Below are 21,047 nucleotides of genomic sequence, written 5' to 3' on the forward strand. Positions count from 1 at the left end.
GCCCGTTCAGGCACCTGCCTTGGCTTGCTGTTCCAGATGCACCTGCAATGCCGGGTCGATTTGCAGTGCGCTGGCCAGTTCGTCAGGGTAGGCCCGCTCGGCGTCCTGCTGGTCATCCACCAGCATCACGCTGGCCAGGTACATTTCTGCTGCCATGGCCGGGTCCCGTGCCGACTGGGCCACCTCGGCAACATCGAGCGGCTTGCTGACTTCTTCATCCAGCCATTGTTGTAGCTGTGGATCGCTGGTTTGACGTTTGATTTCAGCGTAAATCAGTTGCTCTTCCTGCTGGTCGATGCGGCCGTCTGCCTTGGCTGCCGCAATCAGCGCGCGCAAGATGGCATGGCTGTGGTCCTCGGCCTCGGGGCCGGACAACTGATCGACAGTACGCACCGCCTGTTGCGGGGCTGTCGCCTGGCTGCGCTGCCAGCTTTGATAGGCCTGGAACGCCATCATCCCCAACGACGCCAGGGCCGCGAAATTGGTGCCGCCCGCAGAGCGCCCTTGGGGCAAGCCGCCCGTGCCGCTGCCAGCACGGCCACCCAACAGGCCACCCAGCAAGCCGCCCAACCCGCCCAAGCCGTCTCGCCATGACATGCCGCCGCTGCCTTGACGCGCTTGCGAGCCTTGCCCGGCGCGCAGCAACTGTTCGAGTAGATCACTGGTATTCATGGCTGCGCCCCTCGCTCGGTAGTCGTTGCCCAGACAAGCAACGATAGCCCTCTCAAGGCGATTCGCCATGACCGTCTGGCCCCTTGCCGCGCCGGCGCGGGAGCCTGGCGGCGATGGCAACGATGCCTGAGCGCCGTTTGACGCGCGGCGATCATCGAGTGGTGGTAGGGCACACATTAACCCGGCGAATCATTCGCATTATCGCCCGCGCGCGTCATGAGCATGGCTAAAGGTTCTGTGAAATCAATTCAGTTCCCTCGGTCATGCCCCCAACCTAAAATACCGGCCAATTACAGAGAATATGGATATTTGAGCAGGCTCCCGGTCATGACGAATAAAGACTTCAAGTTTTCCATCAAGAGCACTCGCTTCGACGAGCACTATCACCCGTCCGGAAACACCCGTATTACTACCAACTTCGCCAACCTGGCGAGGGGCGCGAGCCGGCAAGAGAACTTGCGCAGCACCTTGGGGATGATAGATAACCGCTTCAACGCCCTGGCGCATTGGGATAACCCCAAAGGCGACCGCTACGCCGTCGAACTTGACATCATTTCTGTCGAGATGAGTATCGATGCCGAGGGCGGCGATCAGGCGCTGCCGCTGATTGAAATATTGCAAACGACTATTATCGACCGACAAACCGGCGAGCGCATCGCGGGCATGGTAGGGAATAATTTTTCTTCCTACGTGCGCGATTACGATTTCAGCGTACTGCTGCCGGGGCACAATGCCAACCAGCCTGTGTTCAGCACGCCAGACCATTTCGGAGAGCTGCACGGCAAGCTGTTCAAGCGCTTCGTGAACTCAAGCACGTACAAGCAGCACTTCGACAAGCCTCCGGTTATCTGCCTGAGTGTTTCCAGCAGCAAGACCTACCATCGAACGGATAATCAGCATCCTGTATTGGGCTTTGAATATCAGCAGGATGAGTACTCCTTGACGGATACTTATTTCGAGAAGATGGGCTTGAAGGTGCGTTATTTCATGCCGCCCAACAGTGTTGCACCGTTGGCCTTCTATTTTTCGGGCGATTTGCTCAGTGACTACACCAACTTTGAGTTGATCAGCACCATCAGCACCATGGACACGTTCCAGAAAATCTATCGTCCCGAAATCTACAATGCAAATTCTGCCGCAGGGAAGTGCTATCACCCCAGCTTGCAGCATCAGGATTACTCGCTGACCCGTATTGTTTATGACCGGGAGGAGCGTAGCCGGTTGGCCATCGAGCAGGGGCATTTTGTGGAGGAGCACTTTATCAAACCGCACCACGCGATGCTTGAGCAGTGGTCCGCCAATTACGCCTGCTGACTAACTTATATAAGGTCTTCCCTCGTGAAAAAGCTGTTACCCACTTCGACTGCCGGCAGTTTGCCTAAACCCTCCTGGCTCGCAGAACCCGAAACGCTCTGGTCACCCTGGAAATTGCAGGATGAGGCGTTGATCGAAGGCAAACAGGATGCCCTGCGCTTGTCATTGCAAGAGCAGCAAAACGCCGGCATTGATATCGTCAGTGATGGTGAGCAAACGCGCCAACATTTTGTGACGACCTTCATTGAGCACTTGAGCGGCGTCGATTTCGAGAACCGTGAAACCGTCAGGATCCGTGATCGTTATGATGCCAGCGTACCGACGGTGGTGGGTGCCGTTGCACGGAAAAACCCGGTCTTTGTCGACGATGCCAGGTTCCTGCGCCAGCAGACCAGTCAGCCCATCAAGTGGGCGCTGCCAGGCCCCATGACCATGATCGATACGCTGTATGACAGCCATTACAAAAGCCGTGAAAAACTGGCTTGGGAATTTGCCAAAATCCTCAACCAGGAAGCCCGGGAGCTGGAGGCTGCCGGTGTTGACATCATCCAGTTCGATGAGCCCGCTTTCAACGTCTTCTTTGATGAGGTGAATGACTGGGGGGTCGCCACTTTGGAAAGGGCCATCGAAGGCCTCAAGTGTGAAACCGCTGTGCATATCTGCTACGGCTACGGCATCAAAGCCAACACGGACTGGAAAAAGACCTTGGGATCAGAGTGGCGGCAATATGAAGAAGCCTTCCCCAAGCTGCAGAAGTCCAGCATCGATATCATTTCGCTGGAATGCCACAACTCCCATGTACCCATGGACCTGCTTGAGCTGATCCGAGGCAAGAAGGTGATGGTCGGCGCGATCGACGTGGCCAGCCACACCATTGAAACCCCCGAGGAAGTAGCCAATACCCTGCGCAAGGCCCTGCAATTTGTAGAGGCAGACAAGCTCTATCCTTGCACCAACTGTGGCATGGCGCCCTTACCGCGTAGGGTCGCCAGCGGCAAGCTCAGAGCGTTGAGTGCGGGTGCAGAAATCGTCCGCAGAGAACTATTGGCCAGTTGAAGGCACCCGAACGTCGGGACTTACCATGTCACTTTTGGCCGTCGGGCGCCTGATCTCGGGCTTCAGAACCCTTCCAGCACGATCTTGCCGCGTGCTTTGCCACTCTCGATCATGGCATGGGCGCGCTTGAGGTTCTCGGCGTTGATCGTGCCGTAGTGCTCGCCCAGGGTCGTCTTGAGCGTGCCATCATCGACCAGCCGCGAAACGCGCTCAAGCAGTTGGTGCTGCTTGATCATGTCTTCGGTCTTGTACAGCGAGCGCGTGAACATCAGCTCCCAGTGCAGTGAAAGCGACTTGCGCTTGAGCGGCATCACATCCAGTTGCGCGGGGTCGTCGATCAGCGCGAGCTTGCCTTGTGGCCGCAGCACTTCCACCAGTTGCGCAAGATAGGTGTCGGTATGGGTCAGGCTGATGACGTAGTCGACCGGCCCCAGCTTGAGCGCTTCCAACTGATGTGGAATCGATTCGGAGTGGTCGATCACATGGTGGGCTCCCGCTTGCTGCACCCAGGCTTGGGTCTCGGGCCGTGAGGCGGTGCCAATGACTGTGAGCTGTGTCAGCTTGCGGGCAAGTTGAACCAGGATCGAGCCAACCCCGCCGGCAGCACCGACCACCAGAAGGCTTTGCTGCTTGCCACCGTTTTCTTCAACGCCCAGGCGGTCGAACAGCAGCTCCCAGGCCGTAATGGAGGTGAGCGGCAAGGCCGCGGCGCTGGCGTTGTCCAGGCTGCGGGGCTTAGGCCCGACAATGCGTTCATCCACCACGTGAAGCTCGCTGTAGCTGCCTGGGCGGTCAATGGCACCGGCGTAGAAAACCTCGTCGCCCGGTTGGAACAACGTAACCTGTGGCCCCACCTCGCGGACGACGCCGACAGCGTCCCAGCCGAGCACTTGTGGTTGTTCACCACCGCGGCTTGCACGGATCTTGGTATCAACCGGGTTGACGGCAATTGCCCGGACTTCCACAAGCAGGTCACGGGCCCCCGGTTTTGGCGTGGGCAGCTGCGCGTCATACAGCGATTGTGGGTCGTGGATCGGGAGACCGGGCTGGGTGTAAACGACTGCCTTCATTGGCGTTGCCTCATGGGGATGCGAAAAGTGGGTTCAGACTATTCGTTTCGATTCACTCAAAAAACAGCCTGGGTGGAGTAAGACTTTCTCGCTTGCAGTGAAAATGGTGTGAAGCGCGTGATCTGGCCTGGTCGCCCCACACATTCTCGACTACGTTCCTTTCGCTGCTGATCACCTGGCGCTGTAGCGCTGCGCCAGCCGGTTGCTGGACAGCTGGCCGAACAAGGCTTGCCGGCTGGCCTCAAAGTGGTCGAAGGCTTGCAGGTCGTGCAGCGACGGCAGAGAGATCAGCACGCCGTTGTCGAAGTCCTGCAGGGCACCGTTTACCAGGTCCTGGGCAGACATCACGATGCCTGGGTCCAGGTTCTCGACGGGCAAACCGCCGGTCTGCCAGAAATCGGTCGCGGTGGCCCCGGGCAGTACTGCCTGAACCTGGATGCCTGTACCCGCCAGTTCCTTGTTCAGCGACTGGGTGAACGCGGTGACGTAGGCCTTGCTACCACCGTACACGCCGTTGAGCAGTTCGGGTGCCAGGCTGACGACGGACGAGATATTGATGACCGCGCCTTGCTTGCGAGCGACAAAGCCGGGGACAGCTGCATAGGTAAGGCGGGTGAGGGCGGTGACGTTGAGGGTGATCATGTGCGCCATCCGGTCAACGTCGCTTTCCAGCAGCCCGGTATGGGTACCGATACCGGCGTTGTTTACCAGCAGGCTGATGCTGGCGTCTTCGCGCAGTTTGCGTTCTACCTTGGCCAGGTCATCGGCGTTGGCCAGGTCTGCCGGGAATACTTCGACGTTCTGCCGGGTTTCGGTGGTAAGCCGGCCAGCCAATGCGTTGAGGCGCTCCCGGTCGCGTGCCACCAGCACCAGGTCATAGCCGCGACGGGCCAGGTGCTCCGCGTAGATCGAACCGATACCGGATGAGGCGCCCGTAATGAGCGCGGTACCCTTGAATTGCTGCGTCATGCTGATGCTCCGTAGGTTGGGTGTGGGGCCATCATGCAGCAGCTGGTCTTTGTCTCAAACGACGCATATAGTGCTGTTTTAGGACATTGCACAGAGGGCATCAGCGATGCACCGGGTCGGCTACCTCATCACCGAAGGCTTCCAGATCATGTCCCTGGCGACGCAAACCGTGTTCGAGCTTACGAACATCATGGCGGGCGAAGCGGTTTACAGGGTCCAGAACTTTTCCATCGATGGCGGCACGGTGTGCTCGTCACTGGGGATGCATATCGACACGCTGCCCGTGGGGGCGCCGGGGCTGGCCGACACCTGGATGGTCACCGGCACGCTGACGCCTCTGACGCCCCCCAGCGAGGAGGTGCTCGCCAGCGTGCGGGGCTTTGTCGACGGTGCGCGCCGTACAGCTGGCCTTTGCACCGGCTGTTTTGTGCTGGCGCAAGCCGGCGTACTGGATGGTCGGCGCGCGACCACTCACTGGGCTTATGCGAACAAGTTGCGAGAGCTGCACCCGAAGATCGACGTCGAGGAAGACCGGATTTACATCGTCGATGGGCCGATCTGGACGTCTGCCGGCATGACTGCCGCCCTGGACATGGCGCTGGGTATGGTGGAAAAAGACTTGGGCAGCGAAATGGCCAGGTCGGTGGCGCACAAGATGGTCATGCACCAACGCCGATCTGGCGGGCAGTCGCAACACTCCGAACTGTTGACGCTCTCGCCCAAGTCGGACCGTATCCAGAGCGCGCTGGATTACGCCCGCAAGCACCTCAGCCGCCCATTGAGCGTGGAAGAGCTTGCTGAAGTGGTGCACCTGAGCCCACGGCAATTCACCCGCGTGTTCACCGCCGAGACCGGCCAGTCACCGGCCAAGGCTGTCGAGAGCCTGCGGCTGGAGGCTGCCCGGCTGATGATCGAGCAGAGCCTGCACAGCCTGGATGTGGTGGCCAGGGAGACCGGCTTCAGGGACCGCCGGCATATGCGGGAGGTGTTCATCCGTGGTTTTGGGGTGCCCCCTCAAGCCGTGCGAAGGGATGCTCGGCGGCTGGTCTCCCTCTGACGGTTCGGCTGCTTGCAATCGGGTCAGTTTATCCGGCATTGCAGGCCCCCGTTGGCGTCGTGCAACCAAACTAAACCTTCGCACCCGTCGTCAGTCAGGTTTAGTAAGGGCTTCGTTCGCTGCTAACCCATAGGAGGTAGACATGGCGCGGGCTATCTGGAAAGGCGCGATCAGTTTCGGGCTGGTGCACATCCCGGTTTCGCTCAACGTTGCGGTGAGCTCCGAGCGGGTGGATTTTGACTGGCTCGACAAGCGCAGCATGGAGCCGGTGGGCTACAAGCGGGTGAACAAGGTAACCGGCAAGGAAATCGACAAGGACAACATCGTCAAGGGCGTGGAGTACGAGAAGGGCCGCTACGTGGTGATCAGTGAGCAGGAAATTCGCGATGCTCGCCCTGAAGCGACCCAGACCATCGATATTTTCTCGTTCGTGAAAGCTGGAGAGATTCCGCTTCAGCACTTTGACACACCTTACTACCTGAGCCCTGACCGGCGCGGCGGCAAAGTCTATGCGCTGTTGCGCGATACGCTGGAGAGCACCGGCAAGGTAGCCCTGGCCACCGTGGTGCTGCATACCCGTCAGCACCTCGCGCTGCTGCGGCCACTGGAAGACGCCCTGGTGCTGATCACCCTGCGCTGGCCCGAGGAGGTGCGCAGCGTTGAAACCCTGGAACTGGACAAGAGCGTGACCGATGCCAAGGTCGACAAGCGCGAACTGGGCATGGCCAAACGCCTGGTCGAAGACATGAGTGGGTCCTGGGCTCCGGACGAGTACCACGACGCATTTCGCCAGACCATACTCGACCTGGTGGAAGAGAAAGCCAGCAAGGGCAAGATCGAGGCAGTGGACAAAGGGGAGGGCGCCAGTGTGGAGAAAGGCGCGGATATCCTCGACCTTACCGAACTGCTCAAACGCAGCCTCGGTGGCAAGGCCAAGGGCGCAAAACCGGCTACCAAACGACCGCGCAAGGCCTCCTGATGGTGGAGACTCGCCAGGTGGTCACACCTGGCCTTCCAGGCCACTGAGATAGTCGCCGAACCCCTGCTTTGCGCGGCTATCACGCCGGCTGCTGGTCGCCACGCTGTGCTCGGCGGTCCAGACGATCTGCGCCCCGCTGGCTTGCAGGGCCAGCACCAGTTGAACATCCTCGTGGGCCGGCAGTGGCTGGAACCCGCCAACGCGTTCGTAGGCCTTGGCGCACACACCGAGGTTGGCGCCATGAATATGCCTGTGCCCCTCACGGGCCTGGTAAAGGCTGCGGTACAACCGGCGCAGGGCGATACTTTGCCAGGGTTGCCAGCGCTCGATGTGCACCGTGCCGCACACCACCTCGGCGCGCCATTGCAATTGCGATGTCAACCAGTGCTGCGGGACGCGGCTGTCGGCGTCGGTGCATGCCAGCCATTGGGCGCCGCGGGCGATCATCCATGCTGCGCCTGCACGCCGGGCGACGCCGACATTGCCAGCGTCCACTTCAAGGGTATGCACACCGTGGCGTCGGGCCACGAGCGCACTGGTGTCGCTGCAACGGTCCAGCACCACCAGCACCTCTACCGCTAAGCCTGCCGCCTCGGCTCGCGCACTTGCAGCCTTGACCGCCTTGAGGCAGCGCCCCAGGCGCCGGGCCTCGTTGTGGGCGGGTATGATGACGGCGATCATGGGCAGGGCTCATTCAGGTCGACGACGCTGGGCTGGCACGTCCAGTACTCGAGTAAAAAGTCCGCCTCCTGGTGACGCAACAGCGGATACAGCGGCAAGTGCCTCGCCAGCAGGGCATGAACCTCGCGGCCGTCCTGCGGGCAACCGGCAATGGGGTGGCGCCAGTGGCAGGCGAGCAGGGCGCCATCGGCCGTGAGGCTGGCCACCGACTGCTCGATCACCTGCAGCCAATCGGTGGGGTCGAGGTAGTAGCCGATTTCGCTGAGCACGATCAGGTCGAACTGCCCGCCTGGCCAGTCGCCCGGCAGATGCCCTTGATCCACCCGGGCATGGTTCGCGGCCCCCAGGCGCTGGCGCGCCAGCCCCACGGCGGTCGGGTCGATGTCCTGGCACAGCAAGCTGACGCAACGCTCGGCCAGCAGCACGCTCAGCTCGCCGTTGGCACAGGCCGGCTCGAACACGCGCTCATAGCGCTGACGGGGCAGGCTGGCCAGCAGCAGGTCGCGCTTGCGCCGTTCGTACCAGCGGGTGCGAAACGCCCAGGGGTCATCGCTGTCGGCATACAGGTCGGCGAAGTATTGCGCGTCGAGGCTCATGGCGACTCCATCACAGGAAAACCAGTTCAAAGGGTTGCAGCAGGCACGCCTGCAAATGCGCCGGCAGCACCGGCGGGCGATCACCGTCGGGCTGCAATTGGCTGGTATGGGCAGCCAAGGCCTCGCGCTTGCGCGCCTGGCGCGTTTCGTCGACCTGCAAGCGATGCGCCCGCGACCAGGGCAGGCGTGGGTCGTCGGGTGCGGCCCAGTGCCAGGCCCACACCGGCGCTTCGGCCAGCTGTGCCCCGCGCGCCTGGGCTGCCTGGGCAGCGGCGCGGCCTGCGGCCTCGTGGTCGCAGTGGCCGTCGCCACGCCAGGTGGTCAGCAGCAGGTCGTCAGGCTCCAGCAACTGCTCCAGGTGACGGACCAGAAAGGCCTCATCGCGGGGCAATGCGCCGTCCTTGAGGTTAAGCCGCCGCCAGTCCAGGCGGGTGAGGTCCAGGTCTAGCTGCTGCAAGGCATGCCGACTCTCCAAGGGGCGCTGGTGACGCAAGCGCTGCTCGGTCCAGTGTGGTGAGTGCGGATGGCTGCCCTCGCCGTTGGTGGCGGAAATCAGCACCAGGTCCTGTTCGCGCCCGCGAAAACTGGCAAGCAGTCCGCCGGCCATGAGCACCTCGTCGTCCGGGTGCGGCGCCAGCAGCACCAGGCGTCGGCCGGGTGGGCACAGCTGCTCGGGCGCAAGCCAGGTAGCGCGTGCCAGGTGCGCAGAATGCTGCCAGTCACTCCACGGCGTACCCGTGGCCGCATCAATAAGGTTCTCGCTCATAGCTGCCATGCTCCTGTCGGTGTGCTGGTCACTTGCTGACCCAGTTCGGCCAAGTCGCGTTCAGCGTGGCTCTGGCGCAGGTACACCGGCAGGTCGGCGCTAAGCCGGGCGAAATGGCTGCTGCGGCAGAAGGGGGTAGCCCCCAGGGCTCGGCCAACATGCTGAATGACCTGTTCGACCGCCTGCTCGATCTGGGCGCGGGTGCGGCGTACCTCGAAACTGGCGTCGTCCTGGGGGTGCTGGTCGATCCACGCGGCGCACTCGCGAAGGGCGGCGCGGGCACCGTACAAGGCCGCATCGACCGCCCCCAGGTGGGCATTGGCATAGGGGTCGGGCCGAGGTTTGTTGCAGTGCTCGCGCAGGTAGCCTGCCAATGCCTCGGCCGCGCCGTACCAGCAGGCAGCGATACCTGCGCCGCCCTGCCAGAAGCCTGGGCGGGACAGGTACTGGCCGGGTGTGCCGATGGCCAGCCCCGGCGAGTTGTCGAACTCGACGATGACACTGGCGGTGTTGGCCATGCCTACGGCCTGCCATTGCTCGGCCTGGATGCGCTGGCTAGGGTGTGACAGTTCAACGGCCACCAGCTGTGGCTGGTCATTCTCCCAGGCGGTCAGCAGCGCTCGATCGATCTGCAGCGCGCCCGAGCACCAAGCCTTGCGGCCTTGCAGTTGAACCCGTTCGCCATGGCGCGCGACGATGTGGGCCCTGGCATCCGGCGGCTCCGCGGCCCACATGCCCCAGATACCGTCGTGAGCATCGTGGGCGGCGCCGCACTCGGCGAGGATCGCCAGGGCATCGGTGTGGCCTTCATACAGCTTGGCCAGTCCGAGATCGTAACCGGCAACCCGCGCCAAGGCCCGCCAGCGCTCGAGGGTGCGCCCGTGGCCGGGCAATGGCAGCAGGTCAAGCTGTTCAGCATGAAGTACCTGCAACAGTTCAGGCAGCAAGGGGTCGAGGTCGATGGCCCGCGAACGGGTACCGAAGCGGTCCAGCAGGCGGTCGAGGTGAGCGAAGTCCATCATGCGATCCCCAGTTGCTTGCGCATGCGCAGGGTGATCGATTGCCGGGTCGAGCCCAGCTCGGCCCAAGGGTCGTCCACCTGCGCAAGCCGCGCCTGCAAGTTGCCGATATTCCATTGGTTGGCACTCTTGAGTTTGGGCAGCTCCTCGCGCCAGATCGGCACCGACACTGGCAGGCCTTCGCGGGCGCGCAGCGAGTAGGCGGCCACGGTGGTAGCGCCCTTGCCGTTGCGCAGGTAGTCGATGAAGATGCGCCCGACCCGGTTCTTGGGCCCGGAGACTGCGCTGAGCCGGTCCGGGAACAAGTCTGCCATGTGTTTGACCAGGGCATGGCTGAAGTCCTTCACTTCCTCCCAGCCGGCCCGACGGGTGAGCGGCACGACCAGGTGCATGCCTTTGCCACCGCTGGTCTTGAGAAACACCTTCAGGCCCAGCTCATCGAGCAGGGTGAGGGTCAGCTGGGTGGCCTCGAGCATGGCCTTCCATGGCAATGCCGGGTCGGGGTCGAGGTCGAGGATGAAGCGGTCAGGCCTGTCGAAGTTTTTGTCGGTGGCGTTCCAGGTGTGCAGTTCAAGCATGTTCATCTGTACTGCGCCCAACAGGCTCTCGGTGCTGTTGAGCACCATTGCCGCCTGGCCGGCCTGGTCCTTGGTGTAGCTGGTCAGCTTGGGCAGGTGCAACTGCCCCGCGTGCTTCTGAAAGAACAGCTCGCCGTCCAGACCCTCCGGTGCGCGCACCAGCGCCACGGGGCGGTGTTCGAGCTGTGGCAGCAGCCAGTCGGCGACTTGGGCGTAGTACTCCGCCACCTGTCGTTTGCTGGTGCCACTGGTCTTGTCGATGACGCGGTCGGGGTGGGTCAGGTGCAGGTTGCTCAAACCCTTGGGCTCTGCATGTGCTGCGTTCTTTACCGGCATGGCACGTTCCAAGGCAATGGCAGTGGCGGGCTTGTCGTCGCGCAACCCGTGAAAAACCGCGTGGCGCACGATCCCTGTGCGGGTCATCTGGGCGTAGGCGACCTCGGCCAGCAGTTCTGGCTTGAGCCAGTGCACGCCCCGTGCATCGGCACCGCTGGGGAGCTCAGGCAAAGGTGGTTTGTCGGTGTGCAGGGGCTTCAGGCGGTTGAGGATGCTCGTCAGCGTGGCAGCACTGAAGCCGGTGCCCACCTTGCCGGCGTAGCGCAACTGGCCGCTGTCGGTGTCGTGCAGCGCCAGCAGCAGGGCCCCGAAGCCTTGGCGGCTGCCCTTGGGCGCGGTGTAGCCGACGATCACGAACTCCTGGCGTTGCGTGCACTTGAGCTTGATCCAGTCGCTGCTGCGCCGGCTAACGTAGGGGCTTTCGGCGCGCTTGCCGATCAGGCCTTCCAGCCCTAACCGGCAGGCGCTGTCGAGCAGCGCGTCGACCGGCTGGTTGAAGTCTTCGGAAAACTTCAGGATGGCCGATGCGTTGTGCTTCAGCAGTTTGGCCAAGGTCGCCCGGCGGTCTTGCACAGGCAATTCACGCAGGTCCTTGCCGCCGAGGTAGGGCAGGTCGAACAGGTAGTAGGTAATGTCATCGTCGTGCTCGTTGTCGAAGGCGGCCTGCAAGGCCTGGAAGTCGGCCACGCCGTTCTCGTCTGTGACCACCATCTCACCGTCCAGCCATGCCGAGTCGAGCCCCAGCGCTTTCAGCGCCTGCACCTGATGGGGCAGCTTTGCGCTCCAGTCGTGGCCATTGCGGGTAAACAGGCGCACATCGTCCCCGTCGATGCGGGCCAGCATGCGGTAACCATCGAACTTGACCTCGTATCGCCAGTCACCCTCGGGGGGGGAATCGGCCAGGGTTGCCAGCTGCGGTTGGAGCATGTCCGGCAGGGCGCCAGCGCTGGCCTTGCGCTTGCGCGTGGAGGTCGCCGCCTTGGCTGGGCGGCGGGGGACCAGTGTACGGTCGCTCAATACGCTGTCAGGCAGGGCTTCGACGATGCTGTAGTCCGCTTCGCTGCGGGCCTCGCCATCGTGGGACTTGACCAGCATCCACTGCTCTTTCTTGCCAGCCAGGTGGGTACGAAACAGGTTCCAGACACCCGACAGCTTTTCACCTTGCAGGCGAAAGCGCAGCTTGCCCTTGGCATAGGCCTCGCGCGGGTCGCCTTCGGGCTCCCAGAGCCCCCGGTCCCACACGATCACGTCGCCGGCGCCGTAGTGGCCTTCAGGGATGTGCCCTTCGAAACTGGCGTAGTCCAGCGGATGGTCTTCTACATGCACGGCCAAGCGGCGGACCTTGGGGTCGAGGGATGGGCCCTTGGGAATCGCCCAGCTTTTAAGGGTGCCATCCAGCTCCAGGCGAAAGTCATAGTGCAGATGGCTGGCGTCGTGCTTCTGGATGCAGTACTGCAACCCGTGAGCAGGCCGTGGGTGGGCACGCTTGCCGGCTGGCTCGGGTGTGGCGTTGAAGTCACGCTTGCGCAGGTACTCCTGCAGGGGCTTGGCCATGGCGGGCTCCGGGACAGTTCGCGGTCTCTTCATTGGGAGAGGGCGCCTGCGCATGGAGTTCAAAAAAAGCGTGGGGTCGCGGACCGACGAACCGGCCCACTGCTAGAGGCTCAACACGCCCCATGGCGCGGTCTATTACGTTGGTAATCCCGGCACGACAATCCTGGGCATCAGCCCCACAAGGCTTCCAGTTCACTTGGCACACGCCCGGTCCAGCGCTTGAACGAACGGCGGAAGTTGGTGCTGTCGCTGAAGCCCAGGTACTGCGCAACCGCGTCGTTGCTGTAGCCCTTGACCTGGTAGAGGTACAGCGCCTGATCGCAGCGCACCTGGTCCAGTTGCTCCTGGAAGTTGGACCCATGACGGGCCAGGCGGCGCTTGAACGAAGCGGGGCTGGTGGCGAAGGCGGCGGCTACCCGTTCCAGGTTCAGCGGCTGGCGAATCAGCCCGAGCAGGTGCTCGTAGACCAGGTCGAGAAAACTCGCCCGCCAGCCCCAGGCCGCCAGCTGTGCATCGCAGGCCTGGCGTGCCACGTGCTGGGCGGTCGACCCGGCACCCGGCCAGGCACGCAGCAGGTATTCCCGGGGCAGGCTCATCACCGTGGATGGGCAGTCGAAGGCCAGAGAGTCGCCCAGGTGCACCCAGTACTGCTCGACGTAGGCCGGTTCGGCATGGCGGAACCGGAAGCGCCAGGGCAGGTGCTCTTGTTGCTGGCGCCGCGCGAGGGCCACCACCGCTGTCATGCTGGACTCCAGCAGGAAGCGGCGCTGCTCGTCGATGGCGCAGCTTTCCCGCCAGTACAGGTGCAGGTAGCGCTCATCGAGGCGCAGCACCGGGCTGAGCAACGGGGACAGCAGGGCGCGGTACTGCTCGATGCGCTCCAGGGCCTGCAGCAGGTGGTCGGCCTGCTCCAGCAACAGGCTGGCGGCACCGTGGTGCCCGGGCCACAGGCGCTGGCCGTAGAGAAAGCTGGTGTCGTCGGCATCGAGCAACCGCTGCGCATTGCCGATCAGGCGAAGGAACTGCTGTGGGCTGATCAGCGCTTTGCCGCTGACCACGTCGTCGTAAAACAGCCCGCAGCCGCGTAGCAGGTGATGGGTGTCGATCTGCCGCGAACGCGCCAGGTCGATCAGCGCAGCGGGCAGGTGGTGGGCGGTGATGAAGCGGCTGTCGCCGTCATAGCCGTTCATGCCCGTTGTACCTGGTGCGTCTGGCGGCTCTTGGCCTGGGCCAGGGCGTAGTTGAGGCGTTTCAGCAGGTGGTCTTCGTTTTCGTCCAGCGCCATCACGCTGGCCACCGTGGCGGTCAGGTGCAGGCGTTCGCCATGCCGGCCGGTGTGATGGGCGAGGTGTGCGATGCTCTGGCGCAGCGCGTTGGCCATGGCCTGGGCCTGGCGTTCGCCGGTGTTGGGCAGCGCCGCGACGAAGCGGTCGCCGGCCAGGCGGCAGAGTATGTCGTGCTGGCGCAGGTTGAGCAGCAGCAGTTGGGCGACCACTTGCAACACCAGATCGCCTTCTTCCTGGCCATAGCGCTGGTTGATCTGGTTGAAATCGTCCAGGTCGACGACGATCAGCGACAGGGCTTGCTGTTCGCGGGCGGCTTGGGCAATGGCCTGCTGCAGGTGCTGGCGCAGGTACCGGGCACCGGACAGCGGGGTGAGCTTGTCGAACAGGCGGTGCTCGCGGAACAGTTGCTCACGCTTGCGCATCTGCGCGGTGATGGCGTGCTGTTCCTGCTGCAGGTGGTACATGCCCAGGGTCAGCAGCAGCATGCCCAGCGGCATGGGCGCAGTCTCCAGCCAGTTGTCCCAGACCGCGTCGTCGGGCAGGCGGATGAATTCGTCGAGGGTGTCCATCCACATCGAAAAGGCGATGAAGCACAGGCCCAGCGAAAGCAGGCGGGTGACCCGGCCAGCAGGGCGCCCGCGTAGCAGCATCACCAGCCAGCCGCAGAGGATCAGGCAAGTGCCGCCCTCGCCGGCGACGTCCATCCAGTTGATCTCGGCCCAGGCTTTAAGCGTGCCGGCGGCGAGGTAGACGAGCAGGCCGGCGTTGGCGGCCAGTACCAGGCCGACCAGCGTAAGGGCGTGCTGTTTGAACAGGGGGCTGGGGCGCATGGGGTGTCCTGTGAGTGTGTTGTTGCCTGTGCTGGCACCGTCGCCGGCACAGGCAGAGCAGCATGCAAGGCGTTTATCTCAATTCGATGACGCTCACTTGCCGCGGGCCGTGCACGGCAGCCCGTCCGGCCCTACGCTGGCCTTGCAGTAACGTTCGTTGGCCAGCGCCAGCTTGGGTTCCTGCAGGAACTTGCGCCCTTTGGCATCACGCGTGATATCGAACGCGTCGTATAGCTGGTCGTCAGCCGAATAGGTGCGCACCTGCAGGCGGTTCTGCTCGACCGTGATGGTCTGGTACAGCTGGGTGTCTTCGGCCGTGCGGTCCGGCTGGTGGCGGGCGCGGTCGTTCAGGCCATACATCTTCGAGCCGGTCACCGAGACCATGTACACCGGGCCGATTGCCTGTCTGGCCTGCTGTGCGGCACGCGTGGCCTGGCGCCCTTGGGCGTGGGTCAGGCGGCTGTAGCAGTGGTCGTGGCCTTGCAGTACCAGGTCGACCTTGTAGCGCTCCAGCAGCGGTTGCCAGGCGGCCTTGAGCGGTTCGGTATCGTCGGGGCGCGCACAGGTATAGACCGGCTGGTGCATGACCACGATGTTCCACTGCGCCTTGCTGCTTTTCAGGGTTTGCTCCAGCCAGTCGGTCTGTGCTTGCAGGGTGCCCAGGTCGAGCGCCGAGGTGCCGTCCAGCACCACGAAGCGCACATTCTGGTAATCGCTGAAGTAGCTGGTTGCCGCCACACCCGGGGCACCGTTGCGCGGCAGGGCGAACTGCGCCGTCACATGAGGGCTAAGGCTACGGCTTTCGCTGCCATCGGGGTTGAGGGTTTCCAGGTACTCGTGGTTGCCGAACGCGGTGAGCTGTGGGATGGCAGCGTACGACCAGCCGCCGGCCTGGTTCCATTCACCCCATTCATCGTCGTGGGCGAGGTCGTCGCGCGATGCCACCAAGTCACCAGCGTGCACCACCAGGGCAGGGTGCGCCACGCTGCGCAGCGCCTGGCGAATGGTGCGCGAGGCGATGGCGAGGATGTCGTTCTGGGTGTCGCCCAGGTAGATGAACGAGAACGGCGCGAACGTGGCCTTGGCCGTGCGGAACTGGTGCCATTCGCTCCAGCCCGCGCTGCCCTTGAGCCGGTAGACGTAGGCGGTGTCTGGTTGCAGGTGTTCCAGGCGCACCTGGTGGTAGTTGGCTGGGCCGTTGTCGCTGTCCAGGCGCTGGGTGCTGCCACTCAATGGGCTGGCCTTGGCTGCCAGCGCAGGGCCGGCGAGGGCCGGGCCGAGCTCCAGCACCGCGTCGGCTTGGGCCAGGTCGGTGCGGTAACTGATGGCCATCTGCGTGGCGGCGTTCTGGCCGGGGGTGAGCACGATACGGTCGGCCAGCTTGCCGGCGGCGTAGGGCAGGCCGGCGGAGCGCGGGATCGGAAGAGGGTCATTGGCCTGGGCATGAGCCTGTGCGGCGCAGAGCAGGGCGGCCATTAGCAGGGGGCGGTGCATGGGGTTTCCTCGATGAGCCCGGAAGGCGTGATGGGCGCAAAGGAAACAAAGGCGGATGACGGTTCTGTTACTGGGCGGGGGGTCGATTTGGCTCAGCTGATCTTCAGGAAAAAACGCGATTTCAAGTGGTCGGTAACGGCCCTGGGCCCCCAGACCGGCCCCACAGCTGCGCCACAGGTTTGCAGGGCATCGCCAGGGCCGCAGCGGGCCTCAGGTCATATCAGCTCAAATTGCGCCGAAAACGATGTTAAAGCCGCGTTTTCAAGCCGCCCCGCCCAGCGCTGTCACGCAAGTGCCACACACCCTTTCTAGCTTTCGCAGCCATTCCCGGGTTCATCGGGTCACTGCAAGCGAGGGTTTCAAGGTGGCAATGCCGTTTCGTCACATCCGCAACGCCGGATTCCGGGTCAGCCTGCTGGCCGTTGCCATTACCACCGCCCCAGCCTGGGCGGAAGATGCGGTCGAGCGGGTCGAGGTGATCGGCCAGGCGGCGAGCATCGACAAGGCGCTGCGCGAGCAGAAAAGCGCCGACAGCATCAAGAGCGTGGTGCATGCCGATGGTGTTGGCCAACTGCCCGACGACAATGCCGCCGAAGCCCTGCAGCGCATCCCCGGGCTGTCGGTGGAGCGCGACCAGGGCGAGGGTCGCTTCGTCAGCGTCCGCGGTATCGCCCCGGACCTTAACAGTGTGACCATCAACGGCACCCTGGTACCGGCCCCCGAGGGCGACCGCCGCGCCGTGGCGCTGGATGTGCTGCCCGCCGAGCTGGTGCAGTCGCTGTCGGTGGTCAAGACCCTGACCCCGGACATGGACGCCAACTCCCTCGGCGGCACCATCGAAGTCGAGAGCCTGTCGGCGTTCGACCATGACGGGCTGTTCTACACCCTTACCGGCGAAGCCAGCCACGACACCAACGTCAGCCGCGACAGCCCGAAGTTTTCCGGCGCGGTCAGCGACCGCTTCAGCCTGGGAGACGGCATCAACAACTTTGGCGTGGCTGCGGCGTTTAGCTGGCAGAAGCGCAAGTTTGGCTCGGACAACGTCGAAACCGGCGGTAACTGGGATTTCGAGGACGGCGCCCGGCTGGAAGAGGTCGAGGCCCGCGACTACCAGATTACCCGTGAGCGCACCGGCCTGGGCCTGAACTTCGATTACCAGCCGGATGACTTCTCCAGCTACTACCTGCGCACCCTCTACAGCAAGTTCAAGGACACCGAGACGCGCAACGCCCAAGGCCTGGAGTTCGCCGACCCGCAGGGTCCCGGCCAGCGTGGCGAGGCCGAAGGCTGGCGCGACTTGAAATCGCGCGAGGACACCCAGGAAATCCAGTCCTACGTACTTGGCGGCGAGCGCATCCTCGACCAGTGGACCATCAGTGCCCAGGCCGGCTACAGCCAGGCCACCGAGCACGATCCGGGTGGCATTGCCGGCGCCAGGTTCGTCGGCGATTTCGACGAGGTCGGCTTCGACGGCACGCGCAAGCCACGGCTAAGCGTGGGCAACGACTTCTACGACCCGGCCCGGTTCACCCTCGACGAAGTGGAGTGGGAGAAGGTGGACGGCAAGGACCAGGAAAAGAACATCCGCCTGGACCTTGCCCGCGACTACGAATTCGCCGACGCCTCGCAGGTCAAGTTTGGCGGCAAACTCAGCCGCCGCGACAAGACCAGCGATACCGAAACCTGGGCCTATGACGGGTTCGATGACATCAGCCTTGCCGATTATCAGGGCAGCAATGTCGACTACGCCCTGGGCAACTTCGGCAACGGCATCAGCGCCAGCGCAATCAAGGGCCTGATCAGTAACCTCGACCGTGCAGCCTACTACGATGAGGAAGCCTCGCGGATCAGTGATTTCGACATGAGCGAGGACATCAACGCGGCGTACCTGATGAACACGCTGGACATCGGCGACTGGCGCCTGATTGCCGGTGTGCGTTACGAAGGTACCAGGTTCGAGGCCAAAGGTACTGGCCTGCGCGACGGTGTGTACGAGAACGTCAGCAGCAACAATCGCTATGACCACTGGTTGCCAGGCCTGCACGCCCGCTACCAGTTGTCGCCGGCCACGGCCATTCGGGCCGCCTGGACCAACACCGTGGTACGGCCAACCTTCGGCCAGCTGGCGCCGGGTTTTGTCATCGATGAGAACGATGCGTCGTTCGGCAACCCCGAACTCAAACCGCTGGAGTCGATGAACTTCGACCTGGGCATCGAGCACTACATGGGCCGCGCCGGCACCGCCTCGGCGTTCCTGTTCTACAAAGACATCGACCATTTCATCTACAGCACCGACCTGGCGGGCACTGGCGCCTGGGTGGACTTCGACGAAGCGCTCACCTTCGAGAACGGCGGGGGCGCCAAGCTGTATGGCCTGGAGCTGGCCTACTCGCAGAAGTTCGACTGGCTGCCGGCACCCTGGAACGGTTTGCTGCTGGGCGCCAACCTCACCCTGAGCAAGTCTGATGCAACCCTGCAAGGGGCCACCGGCAAGCGCAGCATCGACCTGCCCAATCAGTCCGACACAGTGGGCAACTTCATGGTCGGCTGGGAAAACGACCGCTTCAACATGCGCCTGGCCGCCAACTACAAGTCGGGCTACCTGCTGGAGCTGGGGGCCATCGACGACAAGGCCCACGACCAGTATGCCGATGACCAGCTGCACGTGGACTTCAAGGCAGGCTACTTCCTGACCCCCGAGCTGCAGTTGACCTTCGAGGCGCAGAACATCACCGACGAGTCCTATTACGTGTACAGCGGCCACCGTCGCTACAACGCCCAGTACGAAGAATACGGCCCGACCTACAAGGTCGGCCTGACGCTCACCCACTTCTGACCGCACCCTTCAGGGATATTGCCTGCTCATGCGTATGTTCACTTTGTCCATGCTGGGGCTATACGTCGCCTTGGCCCACGCCGGTGCCAACGCGGCGCCGAGCTTCACACTCGACCGCAACGTCATCGACAGCGAAACCAGCCAGTGGCTGGCTCCAACGCCGGCGCTCAAGCAGGCCGAACGCCTGCAACTGACCGCCAGGGCGCTGCAGCTGGTTGACCGCCAGGGCCGCGTACTTGGCGAGTTGCCGGGCCGCTTCGAAACCCTTGACCACCGCACCGATGGCACCGGCCTGATGGTCGCCACCGTCGACAAGAAGCGTCAACAGGCGTTGCTGGCCCGCTTCGATGCACAAAGCGGTTGGGGCGCCCCGCGCTACCTGCCCAAGACCCGCTATGCCATCGAGGGCCTGTGCCTGTGCCTGTACCGCGACAGCGCCGCCAATGACTTCCTGTTCCTGGTTGGCGAGGAGGGCATCGGTGAGCAGTGGCTGGTCGCCGAACATGGCCAGCCGCTGGCCGAGGCGCGCCAGGTGCGCGCCCTGAGCCTGCCGCCGCAGAGCGCGTTCTGCCAGGCGGATGATGCAAGCCATAGCCTGTACGTAAACGAAGAAAACGTCGGCCTGTGGCGCTACGAAGCTGCTGCCGAAGCACCCCTGGTGCGCGAGCCGGTGGACCTGGTGGCACCGTTCGGAAGCCTGGCCAAGGCCGCCGCCGGCGTGGCCCTGGTGCCCGGGGGCCTGATGCTGCTGGACCCGATCGCCAATGCCTTGCACCTGTACCAGCGCCGCGCCGGGCAATGGCTGCGTGATGGAGCCCTGAGCTTGCAAGGGCTGAAAGAGCCGGAGCAGATCAGCGCCCGTGTGAACGACAAGGGCCTGGAACTGTTGCTGGCCGACGACCAGGGTACGCACCTGGCGACGCTGCGCTGGAAGCCAACGCCAGCGCCGATTGCGCCTGCAGTGGTACAGATCAAGGCGCAGGTGCAGACCGACGGCGTGCCCAGCCTTGGCGATGCGGCGGACGACCCGGCGATCTGGGTCAACACGCGCCAGCCCGAACTGAGTCGGGTACTGGGTACCGACAAGAAAGGCGGGCTGCTGGCCTACGACCTGCACGGCAAGCAGCTGCAGGACCTGCGTGTGGGCCGCCTGAACAATGTGGACGTGCGCAAGGGGTTCGAGCTTGGCGAACGTGAGGTCGACCTGGCTGTGGCCAGCAACCGTGACCGCAACAGCCTGCACCTGTTTGCCATCGACCCGGCCAGCGGCCAGTTGAGCGACATCGGCCAGGTGCCGACGGAGCTCAAGGAAATCTACGGCCTTTGCCTTTTCAAGGATGCCGATGCGGCCATTTACGCCATCGCCAATGACAAGGATGGCCGCTTCGTTCAATACCGCCTCGACGGCAGTAGCGGCCAGGCAGGTGGCACCTTGGTGCGCAGTTTCAGCACCGCGACCCAGTCGGAAGGTTGCGTGGCCGACGACCGCAACCAGCGCCTGTTCATCGGCGAAGAAGACCTTGCGGTCTGGGCACTGGACGCCCGTGGCGATGGCCCGACCCGTCTGGACAACGTGATCGGCGTGGGCGGCCTGGTCAAGGACGACATCGAAGGCCTGGCGCTGTACCACGGCAAGGGGGGCGATTACCTGGTGATCTCCAGCCAGGGCAACGACAGCTATGTGGTGGTCGACGCCAAACCACCGTACCGGGTGCGCGGCAGCTTCCAGGTAAGCCTGGACGCCCAGCGCGGTATCGATGGCGCCTCGGAGACCGACGGCCTCGACGTGACCTCGGCCAACCTCGGTGGGCCCTGGGCAAAGGGCCTGCTGGTCGTGCAGGACGGTCGCAAGCGCATGCCCGAAGGCAACCAGAACTACAAGTACGTGCCGTGGGCGGCAGTGGCCGAAGCCTTGGGCCTGGAGTAACGGCCGCCTGTCATGCCAGCGCAACCT

The 21,047-nt window shown here is 63.6% G+C and carries 17 protein-coding genes; 6 read left to right on the forward strand and 11 right to left on the reverse strand.

The annotated features are described in order from the left end of the window. Positions 1-6: 6 nt before the first annotated feature. Positions 7-672 carry a tellurite resistance TerB family protein gene (locus SB756_RS07035; RefSeq protein WP_410910502.1) on the reverse strand — a complete coding sequence of 222 codons (666 nt, stop codon included), beginning with the start codon at positions 670-672 and terminating at the stop codon, positions 7-9. A gap of 327 nt (positions 673-999) precedes the next feature. On the opposite strand from SB756_RS07035, the gene SB756_RS07040 reads away from it, so the two are divergent. Together SB756_RS07040 and SB756_RS07045 are read left to right on the forward strand one after the other, a co-directional pair. Continuing rightward, a complete protein-coding gene (locus SB756_RS07040) occupies positions 1,000-1,986 on the forward strand; it encodes a DUF1852 domain-containing protein (protein WP_410910503.1) in 987 nt (328 codons plus the stop codon). 24 nt (positions 1,987-2,010) lie between these two features. Next, positions 2,011-3,042, forward strand: a complete 1,032-nt coding sequence (locus SB756_RS07045) for a methionine synthase (protein ID WP_410910504.1) — start codon at positions 2,011-2,013, stop codon at positions 3,040-3,042. A gap of 62 nt (positions 3,043-3,104) precedes the next feature. Here the strand turns inward: SB756_RS07045 and SB756_RS07050 are convergent, their stop codons facing one another. After that, positions 3,105-4,112, reverse strand: coding sequence for a zinc-binding alcohol dehydrogenase family protein (locus SB756_RS07050; protein WP_410910505.1), 1,008 nt, complete (start codon positions 4,110-4,112; stop codon positions 3,105-3,107). 171 nt (positions 4,113-4,283) lie between these two features. Next, positions 4,284-5,081, reverse strand: a complete 798-nt coding sequence (locus tag SB756_RS07055; RefSeq protein ID WP_410910506.1) for an SDR family NAD(P)-dependent oxidoreductase — start codon at positions 5,079-5,081, stop codon at positions 4,284-4,286. A 106-nt stretch (positions 5,082-5,187) separates the two neighbouring features. Here SB756_RS07055 and SB756_RS07060 point away from each other — a divergent pair, with 106 nt between their 5' ends. After that, positions 5,188-6,138, forward strand: coding sequence for a GlxA family transcriptional regulator (locus SB756_RS07060; RefSeq protein WP_341795860.1), 951 nt, complete (start codon positions 5,188-5,190; stop codon positions 6,136-6,138). Positions 6,139-6,280: 142 nt separating this feature from the next. Then, positions 6,281-7,117, forward strand: a complete 837-nt coding sequence (locus SB756_RS07065; RefSeq protein ID WP_410910507.1) for a Ku protein — start codon at positions 6,281-6,283, stop codon at positions 7,115-7,117. A 21-nt stretch (positions 7,118-7,138) separates the two neighbouring features. On the opposite strand, the gene SB756_RS07070 is transcribed toward SB756_RS07065, so the two are convergent. The 8 genes from SB756_RS07070 to SB756_RS07105 all read right to left on the reverse strand — a co-directional run bounded on the left by SB756_RS07070 (position 7,139) and on the right by SB756_RS07105 (position 16,257). After that, positions 7,139-7,798 (reverse strand): glycosyltransferase, encoded by a 660-nt coding sequence (locus SB756_RS07070; protein ID WP_410910508.1) that lies wholly within the window; start codon positions 7,796-7,798, stop codon positions 7,139-7,141. After that, positions 7,795-8,394, reverse strand: coding sequence for a class I SAM-dependent methyltransferase (locus SB756_RS07075; protein WP_410910509.1), 600 nt, complete (start codon positions 8,392-8,394; stop codon positions 7,795-7,797). Before SB756_RS07075 ends, SB756_RS07070 begins: the two co-directional genes overlap by 4 nt. A gap of 10 nt (positions 8,395-8,404) precedes the next feature. After that, complete coding sequence (locus tag SB756_RS07080) at positions 8,405-9,160, reverse strand: PIG-L deacetylase family protein (RefSeq protein ID WP_410910510.1); 756 nt, start codon at positions 9,158-9,160, stop codon at positions 8,405-8,407. Continuing rightward, a complete protein-coding gene (locus SB756_RS07085) occupies positions 9,157-10,179 on the reverse strand; it encodes an acyl-CoA dehydrogenase (RefSeq protein WP_410910705.1) in 1,023 nt (340 codons plus the stop codon). Before SB756_RS07085 ends, SB756_RS07080 begins: the two co-directional genes overlap by 4 nt. Continuing rightward, entirely contained in the window at positions 10,179-12,647 is a 2,469-nt protein-coding gene (gene ligD / locus SB756_RS07090) for a DNA ligase D (protein ID WP_410910511.1), read from the reverse strand. The genes SB756_RS07085 and ligD overlap by 1 nt, the downstream gene beginning before the upstream one ends. A 170-nt stretch (positions 12,648-12,817) precedes the next feature. Then, the gene (locus tag SB756_RS07095) at positions 12,818-13,837 is read right to left on the reverse strand and encodes an AraC family transcriptional regulator ligand-binding domain-containing protein (RefSeq protein ID WP_410910512.1); all 1,020 of its coding nucleotides are present in this window, start codon (positions 13,835-13,837) and stop codon (positions 12,818-12,820) included. Further along, entirely contained in the window at positions 13,834-14,763 is a 930-nt protein-coding gene (locus tag SB756_RS07100; RefSeq protein WP_341795852.1) for a GGDEF domain-containing protein, read from the reverse strand. Before SB756_RS07100 ends, SB756_RS07095 begins: the two co-directional genes overlap by 4 nt. A 93-nt stretch (positions 14,764-14,856) precedes the next feature. Next, positions 14,857-16,257 carry a metallophosphoesterase gene (locus SB756_RS07105; protein WP_410910513.1) on the reverse strand — a complete coding sequence of 467 codons (1,401 nt, stop codon included), beginning with the start codon at positions 16,255-16,257 and terminating at the stop codon, positions 14,857-14,859. A 370-nt stretch (positions 16,258-16,627) separates the two neighbouring features. Between SB756_RS07105 and SB756_RS07110 the strand changes: the two genes are divergently transcribed. After that, positions 16,628-19,093 (forward strand): TonB-dependent receptor, encoded by a 2,466-nt coding sequence (locus SB756_RS07110; protein WP_410910514.1) that lies wholly within the window; start codon positions 16,628-16,630, stop codon positions 19,091-19,093. Positions 19,094-19,121: 28 nt separating this feature from the next. Then, entirely contained in the window at positions 19,122-21,020 is a 1,899-nt protein-coding gene (locus SB756_RS07115) for a phytase (RefSeq protein WP_410910515.1), read from the forward strand. The last annotated feature ends 27 nt before the right edge of the window (positions 21,021-21,047 follow it).

The organism is Pseudomonas sp. SIMBA_068, assembly GCF_046534705.1.
Taxonomy (GTDB): Bacteria; Pseudomonadota; Gammaproteobacteria; order Pseudomonadales; family Pseudomonadaceae; genus Aquipseudomonas; species Aquipseudomonas putida.